Consider the following 18,619-nt stretch of genomic DNA (forward strand, 5'->3'; position numbering starts at 1 on the left):
TCAAATGAAAACAAATATGAGACAATTAACTCTTATTGCATTATTACTTTCTTTTGTAATCACAGGATTACAATCCCAGTCAAAAGATCGTCCATTGGATGGCCATAATTCAAGTTTTGAGAATGGTAGAATGGCTTTTGATGCAACAGCATACAAGATTATGTTCTTAACAAAGGATTTAACCCCTGAAGGCACGATAGAAGAACAAGGATTAATCAATGACCTAAAAAGTCGTGGTTTCGATGTAGATGTAACTTATAACAATGCCGGCGCGATTACCTATACCCCTGACGTTGAATTTACTTTCGAAACTGTGAATGATTATGACTTAATCATTATCGGAAGAGGGATTAGTTCTGGTGACTATACTGAAATAGATGCTTGGGCTGGTGTAACAACTCCAATCATTCAATTTTCTGCCTATATCATGAGAAGTAATCGACTTAACCTTATGAATTCAACTTCAGCTTCCAGAGAAGCTGCAGATGGAACTTCTATTCCTGAAGATCGAGTGGCAAATATCAAAATAGCAGACCATGCCATATTTACAGGCTTAGATGGTGATGGTGACGGTGAAATAGCCTACCATACATGGTTTCATGATTATATAGGCTACGGTGCAGATACTTTCGAAGTTAATCACGGAGCAACGCTTCTCGGAACATGGGCAACTGATAGTGTAAGCGCAGGAAATGTTGCTGTTGCAATGTGGGATTCTGGTTCAGAAACTTATACAGCATCAGGAACAACGCTAGCTGGAAAAAGACTATATCTTCAGATGGGATCTGACGACAGTTCTTCACCCAAAATTAGAAATTATACCGCTTTTACGGATGAATCAACACTGCTTTTACATAATGGTATCAAAATGCTTCTAGGTGCTGAACCAGATGGTGAGTTGATTCCAGTTAAAGGAAAAGAAACACTAGGTAAGATTGCGTATCTCACAAAAGATGTGGATGAAAGTGGAAATCTTGAAGAAATAGAAATAATTGCAGAATTGAGAAAGAGAGGTTATCAAGTTGATGTAACTTATAATAATGAAGGAAGCATAACAGTACCTGTAGATTTTGCATTCTCGTATGAGGCGCTTAATGACTATGATGTAGTGATGTTAGGTAGAGGTGTGAGTTCTGGTGATTTTGCTGATGCTGCAGACTGGGCAGCGGTAGAGACTCCTATTATTATTCTCAGTGCTTATTTGGTAAGAAACAACCGACTTAATATCGTGAATTCAAGTTCAGCTTCACGAGAAAATTCTGACGGCTCTACAATAGATATGAATCGAATAACCAAGGTGAAAATAGCGGACCATCCGGTGTTCACTGGTATCAATGACGATGATGAAATAGACTATATGACTTGGTTCTATGACTATTTAGGATATGGAGCCGATACTTTTGAAATCAACCATAATGCAACGCTACTTGGAACACTTTCAGTTCCAGATAGTGTAGGAGATGGTACAGTACACATGGCATTATGGGATGCAGGGGTAGAAACATATCCTGGATCAGGAACGACTTTAGCTGGTGCTAGAATGTATATGCAGATGGGATCTGACGATAACTCTTCTCCGAAATTAAGAAACTATACTCCATTTACTACCGAAGCATATATCGCTTTATTCAATGCGCTCGCGATTCTTCAAGGCAATGAACCAACTGGTGTTCTACCTGCAGCAGGACCTGTTGCAAAATGGGATATGTCTGATGCTAGTGGCTCAATCGTAACAGATGCCATAGGAGGTGCCCATGGAGAAATTATGGGAGGAAATGGTATCACATGGGAATCTTGTGGTGAAGGTACTTCTATCAACTTTGCAGGAGCAACTAAAGATGAAGCTATTATTTATGTTAATGATAATCCAAATATTAATTTTGGAATGAATCAAAGTTTCACCATTTCACTTTTAGCAAAAATAGACCCACTTTCATTTACACCTGAAATGAATTTAATTCTTAAAGGTGATAATACAAGTAATGGAACACACCTGCCTAATGGAAATGGTCATTACTACACCATTGCTACTAAAGACAATCAATTAAGGTTCGCAATAGATGATGATGTTGTAAAAACGCAATTAGGATATGATTTAGATGAAACTAACTATCCAGAAGAAGAATGGAATCATATTGTTGCAGTAAGAGACGCCAATCAAGATTCACTTTTTCTTTATTTAAATGGATTAAAAGTAGCTAGTATTCTTGATGAAACAGATGGAGATATTTCAACTACTGGATTACCACTTGTAATGGGTAATTATCACCAATTCGGAAGAAAAATAAATGGTGGTATTGATGAAGTTGCAATTTATGACTTTGCATTCAATGCATCAGAAGTTGCTAGCTTAAATGCGGCTTTCACGATCGATTCTGAATGTGAAGTATTATCAACTATAGAAGAATTAAGTAATGATGCGAACTTAAGTAACATAGAAGTGAGTGCTGGAACTTTAAGTCCTGATTTTGATCCTGCAATTACAAGTTATACAGTAGAAGTCCCAGAAGGAACGGCTTCTGTTACGATTACTGCAACGACTAGTCACCCTGCTGCTGTAGTTACCGGAGATGGAGAATTTTCAGCGATTCCAGGAAGTACTACATTAGGTATAACTGCTGAAGATGGAACAACTAAGGATTATTCATTAAGTTTCACTATAGAAGGTCAAGGTAACTCAAGAACCGTTATCGAGCCTGGTTTCGAAACTTTATGGACAGCCATTAATTCAGCTGTAAGTGGAGACACTTTAGTTCTAAAAAATGGAGAAACTTACACTCCGATCGAAACTTATAGAATAAATAAGAAGATTGTCATTATAGCAGAAGAGATTCCTGAACTACCAGGATTAAATAACATGCCTGTTATAGAAAATCTATTCGGATCTAATCCATTATTCTTATTACAATTTGGCGCTGATCTTCATTTAATCGGAATCGATGTAGATGGACAGGGAGCAACTAATATATTTGACACCGATCCTACAGTAGGTGCAACTATGTCCATATTTGTAAATAGATGTAGACTGCATAACACCTTAGATGATATTTTCGATGAAGCAGCAGATGGTGGTATTACAGAAACGAATCTTAAGAGAGCAATCTTTAAAAACTCTTTTATCTATGATTCTGGAAGTGGGCACGGCATTTATCTGAAGAGTTTTTACGGTGAGAGTAAGTTCGTAATTGAAAATGTAACGTTCTGGAATTTGGGAGAGCAGTTTATGTGGATCAGACATCATCCTGCGGGCATAACCCAACCATACTTGTTCAATCATAATACTGGATACTCTTTATCTACAGATTTAGTAGATAATAAAGAATTACTTGGAAATTCTGATAACCCAACTACAGAATCATTATTAGATATTGCGGTACAAAACAATATTTTCCACACACAATTATCTGCTAATGAAGGTTCACTCAAGTTCGATAATACTTCTGAACAACATAATATTAATATCAATAACAATGTACTATTTAATGTTCAACCAATTTTTGATGTAGGAGGTACCATTGGAAAATCTGACAATATGATTGATGTAGATCCAATGTTTGTAGATCCAGACAATGGTGACTTTACAGTAATGAATAGCGCTTTATATGGAGGTGCTACAGACGGAGAAATAATTGGAGCGACCTACTGGCATCCTGACTTCGTAGATGATTTTGCAGATTTATCTGTAGGAATTAAAGAATACGAATTCGCTGAAGTTGATCTTTCTTATAGTCCGAATCCTTTTTTAAATAGTGTAGATGTTTCCTTTACTTTGGAAAACAGTGCTTCTGTCCAATTAGAAATTTATGACATCAACGGTGCGAAGCTACAAACAGTTATGGATGATAAATTCCAAGCTGGAAGTCATACACAAAGTATTAATGTGAATGCATTAACACCAGGTGTTTATTTCTTCAGATTATCCTCTGGTAAAAAATTCACCACTAGAAAATTAGTTAAAATAAAGTAAGTAGACTTATTCATATTCAGTTTAGGAGGTTGCAATTATTGCATCCTCCTATTTTTTAACTTCTTCAATTAACATGATGATTTCGCTTAGATCTTTTTCATATTTATTCATGCTTTCAGTTGCACTACTAAGTTGTAAACAAGTTGAAAAATCTAAGGCTTCGTATTCTTTAGAGAATAAGCTGAATGCTGATAGAATGGATGAGATAATAAAACTTAATCTTTCAGATGTATTGTCCAAGTTAAAGGTTGATGAAAAAAGTCTCGCATTATCTGTTCCATATCAATTAATAGATACCGATGTAGATGGAAAGAATGATCAACTGATTTTCCTTTCTGATTTTAAAGGTAAAGAATTAAAAAACATTAATCTTCAAGAACTACTAACTACAGAAACTTTAGAATTTCCTAAAAGAACACAAGCTGAAATTTCACATAAAGTAAGTGGAAAGTGGGAAGGTCGAGAATATATAGGTGGACATTTTGAAAACACGAATCATTTAGCTGTTCCACCAGAACATACCGATCACAGTTGGTTTATACGATATGAAGGACCAGGCTGGGAAAGCGATAAAGTAGGATACCGATTTTACCTTGATTGGAGAAATGCCACAGATATTTTTGGTAAAAAAACACCCAATATGGTTTTGCAGGATGTTGGTCAAGATGGATTCGATTCTTATCATGAAGAGGCAGATTGGGGAATGGATGTACTAAAAGTCGGAGAATCCTTAGGAGTTGGTTCACTGGGAATGTGGCTTAACAATAAAGCAGAAAGAGTAGCTGAAACTTCAAATCTAGATGTAAAAATTCTAGACAATGGGAACATTTTCTCTAGGTTTAGAACGAGCTATAATAATTGGAACATCGATAATAAAAAAATAACCCTATTATCAGATATATCAATTGCAGCAGGGAGTAGAATGTCACATCAAGAAATTACTCTAAGTGAAAACGTGGATAACATTTGCACTGGAATAGTAAAACATAAAAATGGATCATTGATCAGCATGTCGAATAAGAGAAATTCCGGATGGGGATACCTTGCAACCTATGGAAAACAGTCCTTAAACGATGACAATCTGGGAATGGCTGTCCTTTTCAAAAACGATGATTTAATAGAAGTAACAGAGGATGATCACAGTCATGTGCTAGTCTTGAAACCTAAGTTCAAAAAGCTGGATTACTTCTTTCTTGCTGCATGGGAACTTGAAAAAGATGGCATTACCTCAGAAGCTGATTTTATAAAATACTTAAATGAAAGTGTAGAAGCCCTTAACCAACCTATTACCATCAACAATTAAAGACTTATTCTATATTAAAAGTGACTCTTTTATTAGAATATAATGCTTAACATTATGAATAATAAAATAAAGAAATATAAAAGGATGATGAGGACTTGGAAAAGAGTAATCTATAGCGTTGCATGTGTATTTGTTCTTATAGCATTTAAGAGTTGTACACAACTTAACAGTCAGCAACTAAAGAAGATAGAATCCATAAGTGAAGAATTACCTTGGAGTGAAAGAATGGCACTATCTATAATGAAACGCAATGATAGACTATTCATGATAGAATCACGAACTGACCCGAAATGGAGTTATACTCACGGTCTTGTTGCCCAATCTATACTTGAAGTATACAAAACAACTGAGAATGAAAAATACTTCGTCTATGCAAAAGGATATGCTGATGACTTGATTTCTCCTGATGGTGTTATTCTAGGGTACAATATCACAGATTTTAACATAGACAATATTAACCCAGGAAAATACTTATTTGATCTTCATAAAAAAGAAAGAAATGAGAAGTATCGCATAGCAATGGAAACGTTGAGAAATCAAATTGAATGGCAACCTAGAAATACCAAGGGCGGATTCTGGCATAAATTAAGATATCCATGGCAGATGTGGTTAGATGGTTTATATATGGGTGGACCATTCTATGCAAGATATGCTAAGGAGCATGGTGCATATGAAGATTTTGATGATATAGCGAAGCAATTTATGTTGTTAGAAGAATATGCAAAAGAAAAACAAAACGGACTTTTTTATCATGGGTGGGATGAAAGTAAACTGCAGAAATGGTCTAACCAAGATACAGGACTTTCTCCCCATTTTTGGTCAAGAGCAATAGGCTGGTATGCAATGGCCTTGGTAGATGTTCTTGACTATTTCCCCGAAGATCATCCAAATAGAAAAGATCTCATTAGAATATTAAATAATCTCATGGAGTCCATTACTCCGTTCCAAGACAAAGAAACTGGATTGTGGTCTCAGATCATGGATCTTCCTGAAAAAGAAGGTAATTACCAAGAAGCAACAGGTACCGCCATGTTTTCATATGTTATGTTGAAAAGTGTTCGCCTTGGATATATTGATCAAAAATTTTATCAAATAGGAGCTAAAGCACATTCGGGACTTACTGAACATCTTATCGTTATCAATAATGACGGAGAAATTAACCTAACTAAGTGCTGCGCCGTTGCTGGACTTGGAGGAACTCCCTATAGAGACGGTTCTTATGATTACTACGTGAATGAAGAAATTAGAAGTAATGATCCGAAAGGGACAGGACCATTTATCTTAGCAAGTCTTGAATTAGAAAAATCCCAAAATAAAACTAAATAGTGATCAAAACCATACTGTTTTCAGTCATTTGCATTATATGCCAAGTTTCCGTTTATGCCCAAACAAACAACCCTATACCAGAACGCATAACACCATCTGGGATTTTAGTAACCTTAGAGGAATCCATTATTATTCAACCCTCAAATAATAGTGATCCTAAAGCAAGAATTAATATGCTGAGGGAAATTCCAGATGGTTCTGGTAGGAAGGCTATTATTGATTTAAGAGGAATCTTGTGGATCACTAATAATGATTCACACTCCCCATTTCTCAAAATCAAGGACTATAGCGATAATTTCATTGATGCTCCTGGTAAGGGGACTGGTTTTGGTGCATTTGCATTTCATCCAGACTATGAGGATAACGGATTGCTTTATACAACCCATTCAGAATCAGCAAACAGCGCTGAGGCTGATTTCAAACCCGAAGCCTTCGATATTATAGAACTTCAGTGGGTCTTAACGGAATGGAAAAATGATGATCCTAGCAGCGCTACCTTTTCCGGCACACACAGAGAATTGATTCGAGCTGAATTTCCAAGTGCTTTGCACGGATTTCAAGATTTGCAGTTTAACCCTACAGTCGATTCTGAAGATGAAGACTTTGGTCTATTATATCTCTGTATTGGTGATGGTGGCTCATCCTTGCACTTCAAAAGCGAAAATCTAAATGAAAAGTCTTCATTCTTGGGGTCTATTTTCAGAATTGATCCGCTGGGAAATAACAGCACAAATGGCAAATACGGTATCCCCGCCTCGAATCCATTTTTTGATGATGAAGAAGCAACTCAAGAATTGTTTGCCTATGGATTTAGAAATCCGCACAGAATCAGTTGGGATTCAGAAGGTGATCATACTATGTTTATCGGAGATATCGGTGAGAAAAACATTGAAGAATTAAATATCGGAATAGCTGGTGCTAATTATGGTTGGGACAAGCGAGAAGGAACCTTTAAATATGATCGACCATTAGGTAGAGATTTTGTTTATGACTTACCCGAGGATGACAGTATCTACGATTACACCTACCCTGTCGCTCAGTATGACCATGATGATGGCGTTGCAATTGTAGGTGGGTATGTCTACCGAGGAAATGTAATTCCTGAACTGACAGGTCATTATATTTTTGGTGATATTCCGACTGGTAGATTATTTCATGTCCCTGTGGAAGATCTTGTACTAGGTGGCCCTCTTGCTAAGATTAAAGAATTACGACTTTTAAGTGAAGATGGAAATGCTACCACATTAAATAAGTTATCACAATCCAGTAGAGCAGACTTAAGATTCGGGATCGATGATTCAGGTGAAATTTACTTTTTAACAAAAGCGGATGGAATTGTTCGCAAATTTAAAGCTCCTACATCAAGTGACCATAAAACAATTGCTGAAAAAGATGAGGTTAATATCTTTCCGAATCCAAGTCAAGGAATTATAACGATTCAGGTAAGTCCTACAGAAATCGGCCAACCTTATGAAATATTAAGCATAGATGGAAGTATTGTGAAATCAGGTAAATTTATCGATGTAAACACTCAAATAAACTTATCTGAAGTTCCCCTGGGCACCTATATTTTATCATATGGTTCAGTAATTAAAAAAGCTAAAGAGATCGTTATTTCAGAATAATTTCATCACTTTTCTGCTACTTAATAATCCTAGCTTTGTCTCCTTTGTGTTGAATAAGATTACGCTGCCGATAATCTTGGTGTAGAACTTCTTGTTCGGTAGATAGGATTTCGGGATTAAATAACTTTGCTTCTGATCGTTGGCGAAGTGCTTCATAGGCACTTACTGCAAAAGCAACAGAAATATTCAGGCTTTGGACCATACCCACTTGTGGAATAATATAGTTTCCATCGATATAGCTTAAGGCTTCTTCTGTCAATCCTTCATGCTCATTTCCTAAGACGATAGCTGTAGATTTCACAAAGTCAATGTCATATAACGAAATACTATCTTGGGCTAAGTGAGTTCCCAATATCTGATCGTAATGTTTTCTTAGTTCAGCAAAACACTTCGCATAGTCATCGTAAACATATACATCCACCCATTTTCTTGCACCTGAAGACGCATTTATTCCAAGCTCAATTTTATCCCAAACTCGTGCGTCTGAAACCAAAAGGTAAACTCTAGGAATCCCAACTGCATCACATGTTCTGATAACTGCGCCAATATTATGCGGATCATGAACATTTTCGAGTAATACAGCGAGACCCATTTGGCGATTAGATGCCAATTTCTTAATCTTTGCAGATCGTTCTTCCGTCAGATGTACTGGATACTTAGTCAATTTTCACAAACTTATTTCCCTTGTATTGAATAAGATCAAGATGCTCATTCTCAAGGTATTTTATATGTTCAAATTGCTCATCTTGCTCATCATAGATCTTCTGAATATTATACGCAGTCTGTAAATATCGATTTCGATCTTGCTCTAAATAGAGTTGGAAATTTATCCCATACTTTACCAAATTACTTCCGATAAAATTAATCATATCATATCCTTCGAAAGCATCTGAAGTCGGCAAATCGCCATATTTATCATAGAACTTCCTCATAAATGTCTTCACTCTCTCGTCTTCCCAATCAACAAATTCTGACACGCAAGTTCTTATGTTCAAGTTCTTATAAAAATCGAAATCAATCTTTTCAGAATCAAAAAGAATTGGCATTCCATAAACGAATACTTCGGCTCTACCTCGCTCTATATTCAACCTTCTCAAAACAGAATAAATAAAGTCTTCATCATTATAATTCCAATTCGGAAGGATGATCGCTTTCTTTCCGCCGCCTACAAACAAATTACTGAAAGCAAAGTCTGCATAGTTTAAAGAATCATCATTTATGAAATACTCTTTCAGCTCATTTCCATTATTGAAGTCATTAATAGCCGAATAGGTTCTTTGGAAATATCTGAATCGGTTCTTATCTGAATTAATATTCCTGCCTACGAGTACAATCTCATCTGCTGTGAAATTCTGATTAACGTGATCTATTAATTTAAAATAATGAGAAGATAGCGAAGGTCTTAATTGTATATAATAAGGATTCTCATCCGTGATTTTTGTACTCGACAACCATGGGGATATAACAGCCGTTTTGCTTTCTTTGCCATATTCCGCTGTTAGAGATAATCCGTTTCTATCATATGGGCCCACGATCACATCGAAATCTTTGACTTCACCTCTCTCTATCTTTCCGCGAACGACTTCAGGACTTCTTTCACTGTCCATCACTTTCACTTCGAAATGATGACCTTCTTGATCAAATTCCTCCAGCGCCAATTTCACACCCGCGTAATAGTTGACAAATTTTTGATCTCCACCATCATTCACATCGTAATTAGAATCAGATGCATTAAAAGGAATAAACATTCCAATTTTATAAGTATCCTTTTTATAAGCACTAAAATCGTCTTCGATTTCAATGATCTGAGGATCTTTTTTGATAGGTGAAACTTCAGACTCTGGAATTTCTGTTAATTCCATTGTATCCATCGCTGTTTCAGTTCTGTCCTTGACGACATTATCTTTATTCTTATCTCTGGCACTATTAAATAATCCACAACCAGAAGTAAAAATCATTAAGCCTAAAAGCAATATAATTTTACTCCCACTCAATAGTGGCCGGAGGTTTCGTACTGATGTCATAAACTACTCGATTAATCCCTTTAACTTTATTAATTATTTCACTAGAAATCTGCGCTAATATCTCATGTGGAAGTTTGCTCCACTCCGCAGTCATTCCATCCACTGAATTTACACTTCTTAACGCAATAGTGAACTCATATGTTCGCTCATCTCCCATAACTCCAACGGACTGAACAGGTAACAATATTGCACCTGCCTGCCACACTTTGTCGTACCAACCACTTTCTTTCAAAATATTGATATAAATATGATCTGCCTCTTGGCATAATCTAACTTTCTCTCTGGTAATGGCACCCAATACTCTGATCGCTAATCCAGGACCTGGAAATGGATGTCTTGAAAGGATGTAATTCGGCAATCCTAATTCTGCTCCGACTCGTCTAACTTCATCTTTGAACAACATCCTCAACGGCTCTACTATCTGCAGATTCAATTTTGCTGGTAGCCCACCCACATTATGGTGTGACTTAATAGTTACAGAAGGTCCGTGAACACTTACGGATTCGATCACATCAGGATAGATCGTACCTTGACCTAACCACTTAATATTATCTAATTGCTTAGCTTCCTTATCGAAAACTTCGATAAATACTCTCCCGATTATCTTTCTCTTAGTCTCTGGATCCGAAACATCAGTAAGTTCATCTAAGAACTCATCATTTGCTCTTACTCCTTTCACATTTAGTCCTAATCCCTCATAAGAAACCAATACTTCCTCAAACTCATCCTTACGGAGTAAACCATTATCTATAAATATACATTTCAGCCTGTCGCCTATGGCTCTATGGAGCAACATCGCTGCTACAGAAGAATCTACTCCACCTGATAATCCTAAAACCACAGAATCATCACCTATTTTTTCCTTAAGTTCTGCAACACTTTGTTCAACATAAGATGCTGGCGTCCAGTCACAAGGGCAGTTACATACATCAGTCACAAAATTCTTTAACAAGGCCTTTCCTTCTAAAGAATGTGTTACTTCTGGGTGAAACTGGATACAGTATATCGGCTTGGCATATGCTCCTTCTTTAGATCGATAGGCAGCAACTGGAATAGAATCCGTATGTGCAATAATTTCAAAGCTATCTGGAAGAACTTTAATCGTATCTCCATGCGACATCCATACCTGTGTATGACTTCCTAGTCCATGTAGCAGGTCATCTTTCGTACGATCGATAGACATCATTGCCTTTCCATATTCTCTGTGGTCAGATCGCACAACATCACCGCCTAATTTCTGAGCAATATATTGAGCGCCGTAGCATACACCTAGAACAGGAACTTTCCCGATGAACGCATCCAGATTGACCTGAAGTGCACTTTCATCTTTCACAGAAAAGGGACTGCCTGAAAGGATTATTCCCTTCACAGATTCGTCTAGGTCAATGGTTTTAGAAAATGGATGGATTTCGCAGTAAACATTTAGTTCACGGAGTCGTCTCGCAATAAGCTGAGTATATTGTGAGCCGAAATCAAGTATTATTATCTTTGCAGTCATATGGTTTTATCGATATGGCTGCAAAGATAGGATTATTTAGAAAAGTATGAAGTGATTTAAAAATGGATATTAAAATGCTTTCCATATGTCCGCATATATAGATAAATAATTACCTAGCCTAAGCTATGAAATGATGACTACCTCGAATTTCCAGTAAGGAAAAAAATAGTCTGTTCATCACATTCCTTATAAGGAAATCCTTACAACCAAATAAATGGATCTATAGTACACTTAGAAATTCATTAAATGCAGATGTAAATCACAATGTTACAACCGTCTTAATGGATCGACAACTGAACTTTATTATTCGCCCAGTCTTCATTATTAGACTCTTGAATATTGATTCGTGATTGATCAATGCCTTTCTCTACAAGCATTTCTTGGATACTTTTTGTGCGATTCTTAGATAGAATCTTACTTACATCCACGTTATCAGAGTAATAGCTCTTTATCTCTAATCGAGCATTCTCATCACTTTCCAGAATTTTTGCGATCTGATTTAACTGATTAACTGAAGATGGAGAAAGTGTTGCATCTCTATGATCAAATGCAAATTCGTAATCATAGTCTGTGGATTTTACATCACCTTTAGCATTCATCTCATCTTCCTCTCTAACTGAATTTTCAGCTAGCATTTCACCTACTTCTTCTTCTGAAATATCCTTAATCATTGATTTCTCAAGTTCTAATTTATCTCCATTCACTCTTGCTAGATCCGTCATGGATTCAACTTCGTCACTAGGCATTTCAATTTTACTAGCACTAATCTTGTTAAGACTAGCGTAGTTATTATCCACATCATTAATGAAAGATAAAATCTTGCCCTTAGGAGTCATCCTTACTTTGTAAGGTTTGCTATTAAAAAGGATAACATTTTCAATTACCGTTGTTGTTGATTGCGCGTTAACATTCAGGCCACTTATCAATGTAAATAATAGCACTGGAATGATCAATTTAATTTTCATAGGATTATAATCTTTTATATTGAACACAAATTGCATAAATATTTATTTACTTATACGAATATAACGTGTTCAACGTGACATATTGTTCGAATCGGTATGAAATTAAGACACTTTTTATTCTACTAATCCCCTACCTTCCTTAATAATCTTGCCCGTATCTTGTAATTCCTTTAAAATTTTGTCTAAAATACCATTGACAAAGTCTTTACTTTTCGGTGTACTATAAAGTTTTGCGATCTCTACATATTCATTTAAGGTTACTTTAGTAGGTATCGTTTTAAAATGGATAAATTCAACTATAGCCATTTTTAAAAGAACCATATCGATTATAGCTAATCGTTCATGATCCCAATTTTTCAATGTAGGTTTGATATATTCTAATAACTCATCATCTGTTTCATAGCAGAGTTCGAGTAATTCTTGACCAAATTCTTTAATTGTCTCGTCTTCAGGAAAGAAAGTCTGAAAGAAATTCTCTTCAGCTGGAAGCTTCTTAATACTCTTTTTAATGGCTCCTATGATTAATGATTTATCATCTACCCATTCTGAATAACTATCCTCCATTACCTCATTAAAATATTCACTTTTTCGGCAATGTCTATATAATTCTAATAGGATTTCTAGATGATCTTTATCACTACTTTCTTTCTGAATATAGCTTTTATACTCTTCCGTCTTCGAAAATTCAGAATATATTTTCTTGCAAAAATCTTTATCCGCTTTATTTTCAAAATGAAGCTTATCAAACTTCTTTCTCAACTTAAAATTCGAATCAATAGATCGAATTATTGGGTTGTTAAAAAGCTTCGCACTAAACCCTTTATCATAAGCCGAAGGAAGATGCTTACTTTTCCTTTTCTCATTATCTTCTATGGCTATACTACAGATTCTGTGAATCGTATATAGATTAAGCAGATATAGGTTAAAGGTATTGTCAATGGATCCAAAGTACCGTTTAGTAGTTTGATCAATCTTTAAAGCAACATCTCTTGATAATGCATATAATAATTGCATTACTTTGATTCTGACACATCTTCTACTAAGCATAATATTTCAAAGGGCTCTTGTATTAAATAAATTCTTAATACAAAGTAAATAGTTTTTTTTGATATAGTGGCTTAAAATCTAAAATTTCATCCTTATTATATACCAAATTGACTTTTTACCTGTAAATAAGGCGGCAATTTCTTCACATGCCATTTATGAACGATTACTCCATTTTTCACTAGAACAACTCCAGGGTTCGATCTTACGATTGTTTTCAATAAGATATCATCCGCTGTATAGTAAGTCGCATCAGGACCAACTTTATCTTTAAAATCTAAAACTTCGTCTTTTCCAAACTTCCCGATAAATACATGTGCATCTACTCCATCTTTCTTCGCTGCTTCTACAAATGGATTAATCGCTGTTGCAAATTTCTCTGAATACTCCTCATCCCAATTCATTTGATAAGCCTCCATTTCTTTCTCTTGAATATCAGCTATAGTCTTCACACCTGCCGTATCTACATCGAAGGTGGTATCCTGAACCATTACTTTATTTAATTCATTAACCCCTTTTAGTTTATGACAAACAATCCACAAACTATATCCTTCTTCACTTAATAATTCATCAGCAGCATCATAACCATCTAAAGATGAAATCTCAAAATCACTTATCTTCGTCGGCTCTATAGCTGGTTCTGTTTTTACCTGATCGATAACCGTCCACTCTGCCTTCGGATACTTCTTGAATTCTTTCATGTATACATCATAAGATAATTCAACTACCTTTCCTGGATCACTTTTGCTTTGTAGTTTGTATGCTATGATTTGTACATTTCCTGCAGCTTCCATTTCTTTAGCTTTCGTAGTCGCTATATCCGCTCCAATTTTAAATGGTCTAAAATCAGCATGAGGAATGTCCCATTTGTAGTTACTCAAACTATATATAAAGAGTCCTATAATCGAAATTGCTAGTACTCCTGTTCTAATTTCTTTGTTAAATATCTGATGCATTTTCTTATGCGCTACTACAAATATGATTGCAGGAATTAACAGAAATACATCTTTGAAAAATGAAGTTTTAGGTTTCAGTTTCACGAAATCTCCGAAACAACCACAATCTGTCACCTTCATATTAGATTCGGTGTAGGCTGCCCATGATCCGAAATTGAAGAAATTCACACCTTCTGGGACGAAGCCTGTAAGAAATGTAAATCCGGTAAGAATCGTAAAGAAAATTACAATCCCGAGAAAAACCCAAGAAGTAAACAGCCTTCTAATTCCAAAAATCAACATCAAGCCTAAAGCAATCTCCAGAATAATCATAAAGACTGAAAAGCCAACAGAATACTCTGACAAAAACGGGAACAATGGTCCCAAAAATGAAAACCAAGTCGGTTCGAATACAGAAGTAAATTCTCCGAAATACTGTTCCATTTTATAAGCAGTTCCAAGTGGATCTATGGCTTTAACCCATCCTGAAAAGATAAACAACGCACCACAGTAATTCTGAAGAAAAGTCAAAACCCAATTCACCTTTCCTTTCTTCAAAAAACCTACAATAGCCGTAAGAATTACTGCTGCTATAGCCACATAAATCAATATAGTAGTTAACGTCATATCTTATTTTTTTCCTTCTTCTAATTTTATCAATGCAAATAATGCATAATTTATAATATCTTGATAATTCGCATCTAAGCCTTCTGATACTATTGTTTTCCCTGAATTATCTTCTATTTGTCGAACACGAAGCAACTTTACTAATATTAAGTCCGTAATGCTCGATATTCTCATTTGCCGCCAAGCTTCACCATAGTCATGATTTTTCGCAATCATTAAATCACGAGTAATCTCAGCGTATTTCGTATACAATTTTTCAATTTCTTCAGGGTCAAGATCTGGATTCTCTGATGGTCCCATTTCTAACTGAATTAATGCCATTATGCTGTAATTCACTAACCCAATATATTCAGGTTCCACACCTTCATCAACTTTGCGAGTATCATTCTCTTCTAGACTTCTAATTCTCGAAGCTTTAATGTACAATTGATCAGTTACTGAACTCGTTCGCAATATCCTCCATGAAGCACCATAATCTTTAGCCTTCTTTAAAAATAATGACTTACACTTTTCTAAAGCAAAATCATAAGATCTCAATGTTTCTTCCACTTAACCTTTTTTTTCTCGCAAATATACAAAAACAAATATCCGAAATTTAACAACAAGGTTTTGTTAATAGATGCTTAATAATTATTAAATGCGATATTCGCAAAAAAACGCTAGAAATTGATCATTCTCATTATTTGTATTTTGGTAAATGTGATCGTCGCTATCATATTTAAACTTTTTCCTAAATATGGAATCGATAATTTGCAAGCTATTGTCTTCAATTATATAACTTGTCTTATTGTCGGCTCTTTTCAATTAGGAGAATTTCCTATTCCCGAAGACTTTATTTCTAGACCTTGGTTTCCCTATGTGTGCTTTCTCGGATTGTTATTTATTTTCGGATTTAATCTAAATGCGCTTTCAACTCAGAAAATTGGTATTTCCTACACTGCACTGATTCAGAAACTTTCTCTGATAGTTCCGACATCTGTTGCCATTCTTTTTTTCGATGAATCACTCACCCAGTGGAAACTGGCAGGAATCATAGGAGCGATCATCGCCATAATCCTCATTCAGCTGCCATCTACTAAGCCAGGTCACGCAGAATCCGTTTTTAAAAAATACACCTTATTGATTATCGGAGTTTTCCTTGTCGCTGCAACCATAGAAGTTCTTTTGTTTTATCTCAATGTAAAGGGCATTTCAACAGGATCCGACATTGCGGTAGTCAGCAGTATTTTCGGAATTGCTGGTTTTGTAGGTTTACTAATAATGATTGGGCAGATCGCAATGAAACGAAGTACATTCAAGTTTAAAAACGTAGTGGCAGGAATTGTATTAGGAATACCTAATTTCTATTCCATCTACTTCTTATTATATCTGCTAGCAGATGATTGGGAAGCTTCTGTATTATTCCCGATGAACAATGTCGGTATCATCGCGTTTTCTGCACTAATAGCGCTTATTTTCTTCAAGGAAAAAATGAATTTATTCAAGTGGATAGGACTCGTTCTTGCCATTATTTCTATCATATTAATTTCATCCTAATGATCGATCATTATCATACCATAAAATCAGAGGCTGAAGCATTATTAAAAGAAAAATCAAGTAAATTTTACGCCTATGCGTATCCAGTTGCTTCTACTGATGACATCGAAGAATGTCTCAATAATCTTAAGAAATCTCATCTGAAAGCAAGGCATTACTGTTATGCTTATATTCTCGGAGCTGATAAATTAATGTTCAGAGCCAATGACGATGGGGAACCATCTGGTACGGCAGGCAGACCAATTATGGGCCAATTAGAAAAACGAAACCTAACCAACACTTTAGTTGTCGTAGTTCGGTATTTCGGTGGGACAAAACTCGGTACTTCCGGACTAATTAAAGCCTACAAAGAATCTGCAGCGATGGCACTAGACCAGGCTCAGATCATCGAAGAATTCATAACTGGATATATTACAATAACTTCTAGTTATGAAGAAGTAGGAAAAGTAATGAACATTGTCAGCTCTTTAAATCTTAGTATAACCGATACAACATATGAAGCGGATGCAAAAATTAAAGTTAAACTAAGACTTTCGGAAATTGCACCTATGGTTTATCAATTGAAAGCTAAGTTTCTGAATAGAAGCATCGAAGATATTACAGAAGAAACAGAAGTAGAAAACATAACATTTACAGTACACGATGAATGAATATGATATAATAATTCTTGGCGGTGGAGCATCTGGCTTAAGTTGTGCGATGGAATTAGCACCTTCGCAAAAACGGATACTCATCTTAGAAAAAGAGGTCAAAACATCTAATGATCGAACTTGGTCTTTCTGGGAAGATGAGCCCGGAAAATATGATCACCTTCTAAGCAGCACCTGGAATAAATTAAACTTCTACGGAAATCAAACCATCGCTTCAAAACCAATTGCCCCTTATCAATATAAAATGCTTCGGTCTAGTGATTTCTATGCTTATGTTCACGAGCAATTAGCATCCTATCCGAATGTCACTTATGTCAATGATGAAGTCATTCACATCGATGAGCAAAATGATATGGTTAAGATAACAAGCAAAGAAGCAAACTATCATGCCCCGCTCATCTTGGATGGAATTACCATGCCTGAGATTAATGCAAAAGAACATTATACTGTTGCTCAGCATTTCGGAGGTTGGTTTATAGAAACTGAAAAACCATGTTTCGATTCAGACATCGCTACATTTATGGATTTTAGGATTCCTCAGAAAAATGATACCCGTTTCTTCTATGTTCTTCCCATTTCAGCCACTGTTGCTTTAGTGGAGATTGCCATTTTTTCGAACGAACTTAAGGAAATGGAATATTATGACCAAAGTATTAAAGAATACATCAAGGACTACTTAAAAATTGACCATTACCAAATAAAAGAAAAAGAGAAAGGCGTGATTCCGATGACCTCCTACCCTTTCGATTCACATAATACTTCTAAAATTGTACGTATTGGAACAGCAGGAGGATGGGTAAAACCTTCAAGTGGCTATGCATTCAAAAGAATCTTGACTAGATCTGAGCTACTCGCTCAGCAAATTATCAATGGAAACCATATTAATGTTTCTTCTACTCCACTATATAAATGGCTAGATTCGACCATGCTGAAAGCCATATTGAATAATTATGTAACGGGGAAAGAAGTCTTTGATTCCTTGTTCAAAAAACGATCTTTCCAAGATATTTTTAAATTTTTAGATGAAGAAAATAATTTCTTTGAAAATATAAAATGCATGTTAAGTGCACCTATACTTCCTTTCACAAAAGCTGCATTGACCCCTAAGAAAAATTAATT

At 35.6% G+C, this 18,619-nt stretch carries 14 protein-coding genes; 7 read left to right on the plus strand and 7 right to left on the minus strand.

The features are described 5' to 3' along the window. Nucleotides 1–16: 16 nt before the first annotated feature. The 4 genes from L2586_RS08090 (at nucleotide 17) to L2586_RS08105 (ending at nucleotide 8,221) form a co-directional block, all read left to right on the plus strand. The gene (locus L2586_RS08090; RefSeq protein ID WP_235292364.1) at nucleotides 17–3,967 is read left to right on the plus strand and encodes a LamG-like jellyroll fold domain-containing protein; all 3,951 of its coding nucleotides are present in this window, start codon (nucleotides 17–19) and stop codon (nucleotides 3,965–3,967) included. Between the two features lie 73 nt (nucleotides 3,968–4,040). Next, a complete protein-coding gene (locus L2586_RS08095) occupies nucleotides 4,041–5,270 on the plus strand; it encodes a DUF4861 domain-containing protein (RefSeq protein ID WP_235292365.1) in 1,230 nt (409 codons plus the stop codon). Between the two features lie 54 nt (nucleotides 5,271–5,324). Further along, a complete protein-coding gene (locus L2586_RS08100; protein WP_235292366.1) occupies nucleotides 5,325–6,596 on the plus strand; it encodes a glycoside hydrolase family 88/105 protein in 1,272 nt (423 codons plus the stop codon). Continuing rightward, entirely contained in the window at nucleotides 6,596–8,221 is a 1,626-nt protein-coding gene (locus L2586_RS08105) for a PQQ-dependent sugar dehydrogenase (protein ID WP_235292367.1), read from the plus strand. Before L2586_RS08100 ends, L2586_RS08105 begins: the two co-directional genes overlap by 1 nt. Nucleotides 8,222–8,237: 16 nt before the next feature. Here the strand turns inward: L2586_RS08105 and L2586_RS08110 are convergent, their stop codons facing one another. From L2586_RS08110 to L2586_RS08140, 7 genes are all read right to left on the minus strand, one after another. Then, on the minus strand, nucleotides 8,238–8,885 hold the full coding sequence (locus tag L2586_RS08110; RefSeq protein WP_235292368.1) for a TrmH family RNA methyltransferase: 648 nt from the start codon (nucleotides 8,883–8,885) through the stop codon (nucleotides 8,238–8,240). Further along, nucleotides 8,878–10,245 (minus strand): ABC transporter substrate-binding protein, encoded by a 1,368-nt coding sequence (locus L2586_RS08115; RefSeq protein WP_235292369.1) that lies wholly within the window; start codon nucleotides 10,243–10,245, stop codon nucleotides 8,878–8,880. The genes L2586_RS08110 and L2586_RS08115 overlap by 8 nt, the downstream gene beginning before the upstream one ends. Further along, a complete protein-coding gene (gene guaA / locus L2586_RS08120; protein ID WP_235292370.1) occupies nucleotides 10,202–11,743 on the minus strand; it encodes a glutamine-hydrolyzing GMP synthase in 1,542 nt (513 codons plus the stop codon). The genes L2586_RS08115 and guaA overlap by 44 nt, the downstream gene beginning before the upstream one ends. A gap of 278 nt (nucleotides 11,744–12,021) precedes the next feature. Next, a complete protein-coding gene (locus L2586_RS08125; RefSeq protein WP_235292371.1) occupies nucleotides 12,022–12,708 on the minus strand; it encodes an OmpA family protein in 687 nt (228 codons plus the stop codon). 114 nt (nucleotides 12,709–12,822) lie between these two features. After that, entirely contained in the window at nucleotides 12,823–13,722 is a 900-nt protein-coding gene (gene nusB / locus L2586_RS08130) for a transcription antitermination factor NusB (RefSeq protein ID WP_235292372.1), read from the minus strand. A 128-nt stretch (nucleotides 13,723–13,850) separates the two neighbouring features. Continuing rightward, the gene (locus L2586_RS08135; protein ID WP_235292373.1) at nucleotides 13,851–15,314 is read right to left on the minus strand and encodes a DoxX family protein; all 1,464 of its coding nucleotides are present in this window, start codon (nucleotides 15,312–15,314) and stop codon (nucleotides 13,851–13,853) included. Between the two features lie 3 nt (nucleotides 15,315–15,317). Then, complete coding sequence (locus L2586_RS08140) at nucleotides 15,318–15,863, minus strand: DUF1599 domain-containing protein (RefSeq protein WP_235292374.1); 546 nt, start codon at nucleotides 15,861–15,863, stop codon at nucleotides 15,318–15,320. Nucleotides 15,864–15,980: 117 nt separating this feature from the next. On the opposite strand from L2586_RS08140, the gene L2586_RS08145 reads away from it, so the two are divergent. Genes L2586_RS08145 through L2586_RS08155 form a run of 3 tightly spaced genes read left to right on the plus strand, consistent with a single transcriptional unit; the run spans nucleotide 15,981 to nucleotide 18,617 of the window. Continuing rightward, the gene (locus L2586_RS08145; protein ID WP_235292375.1) at nucleotides 15,981–16,850 is read left to right on the plus strand and encodes an EamA family transporter; all 870 of its coding nucleotides are present in this window, start codon (nucleotides 15,981–15,983) and stop codon (nucleotides 16,848–16,850) included. Beyond that, the gene (locus L2586_RS08150; protein ID WP_235292376.1) at nucleotides 16,850–17,500 is read left to right on the plus strand and encodes an IMPACT family protein; all 651 of its coding nucleotides are present in this window, start codon (nucleotides 16,850–16,852) and stop codon (nucleotides 17,498–17,500) included. Before L2586_RS08145 ends, L2586_RS08150 begins: the two co-directional genes overlap by 1 nt. Continuing rightward, nucleotides 17,493–18,617 (plus strand): lycopene cyclase family protein, encoded by a 1,125-nt coding sequence (locus tag L2586_RS08155; RefSeq protein ID WP_235292377.1) that lies wholly within the window; start codon nucleotides 17,493–17,495, stop codon nucleotides 18,615–18,617. The genes L2586_RS08150 and L2586_RS08155 overlap by 8 nt, the downstream gene beginning before the upstream one ends. Nucleotides 18,618–18,619: the final 2 nt, after the last annotated feature.

It is taken from the genome of Portibacter lacus, assembly GCF_021533215.1.
GTDB lineage: Bacteria > Bacteroidota > Bacteroidia > Chitinophagales > Saprospiraceae > Portibacter > Portibacter lacus.

Excerpts from the sequence above, each read along its gene's own strand:
- L2586_RS08125 (WP_235292371.1), bottom strand. The coding sequence starts at position 12,708 with ATGAAAATTAAATTGATCATTCCAGTGCTATTATTTACATTGATAAGT.
- L2586_RS08155 (WP_235292377.1), top strand. The coding sequence starts at position 17,493 with ATGAATGAATATGATATAATAATTCTTGGCGGTGGAGCATCTGGCTTA.
- L2586_RS08135 (WP_235292373.1), bottom strand. The coding sequence starts at position 15,314 with ATGACGTTAACTACTATATTGATTTATGTGGCTATAGCAGCAGTAATT.
- nusB (WP_235292372.1), bottom strand. The coding sequence starts at position 13,722 with ATGCAATTATTATATGCATTATCAAGAGATGTTGCTTTAAAGATTGAT.
- L2586_RS08115 (WP_235292369.1), bottom strand. The coding sequence starts at position 10,245 with ATGACATCAGTACGAAACCTCCGGCCACTATTGAGTGGGAGTAAAATT.
- L2586_RS08150 (WP_235292376.1), top strand. The coding sequence starts at position 16,850 with ATGATCGATCATTATCATACCATAAAATCAGAGGCTGAAGCATTATTA.
- guaA (WP_235292370.1), bottom strand. The coding sequence starts at position 11,743 with ATGACTGCAAAGATAATAATACTTGATTTCGGCTCACAATATACTCAG.
- L2586_RS08100 (WP_235292366.1), top strand. The coding sequence starts at position 5,325 with ATGAATAATAAAATAAAGAAATATAAAAGGATGATGAGGACTTGGAAA.
- L2586_RS08095 (WP_235292365.1), top strand. The coding sequence starts at position 4,041 with ATGATGATTTCGCTTAGATCTTTTTCATATTTATTCATGCTTTCAGTT.
- L2586_RS08090 (WP_235292364.1), top strand. The coding sequence starts at position 17 with ATGAGACAATTAACTCTTATTGCATTATTACTTTCTTTTGTAATCACA.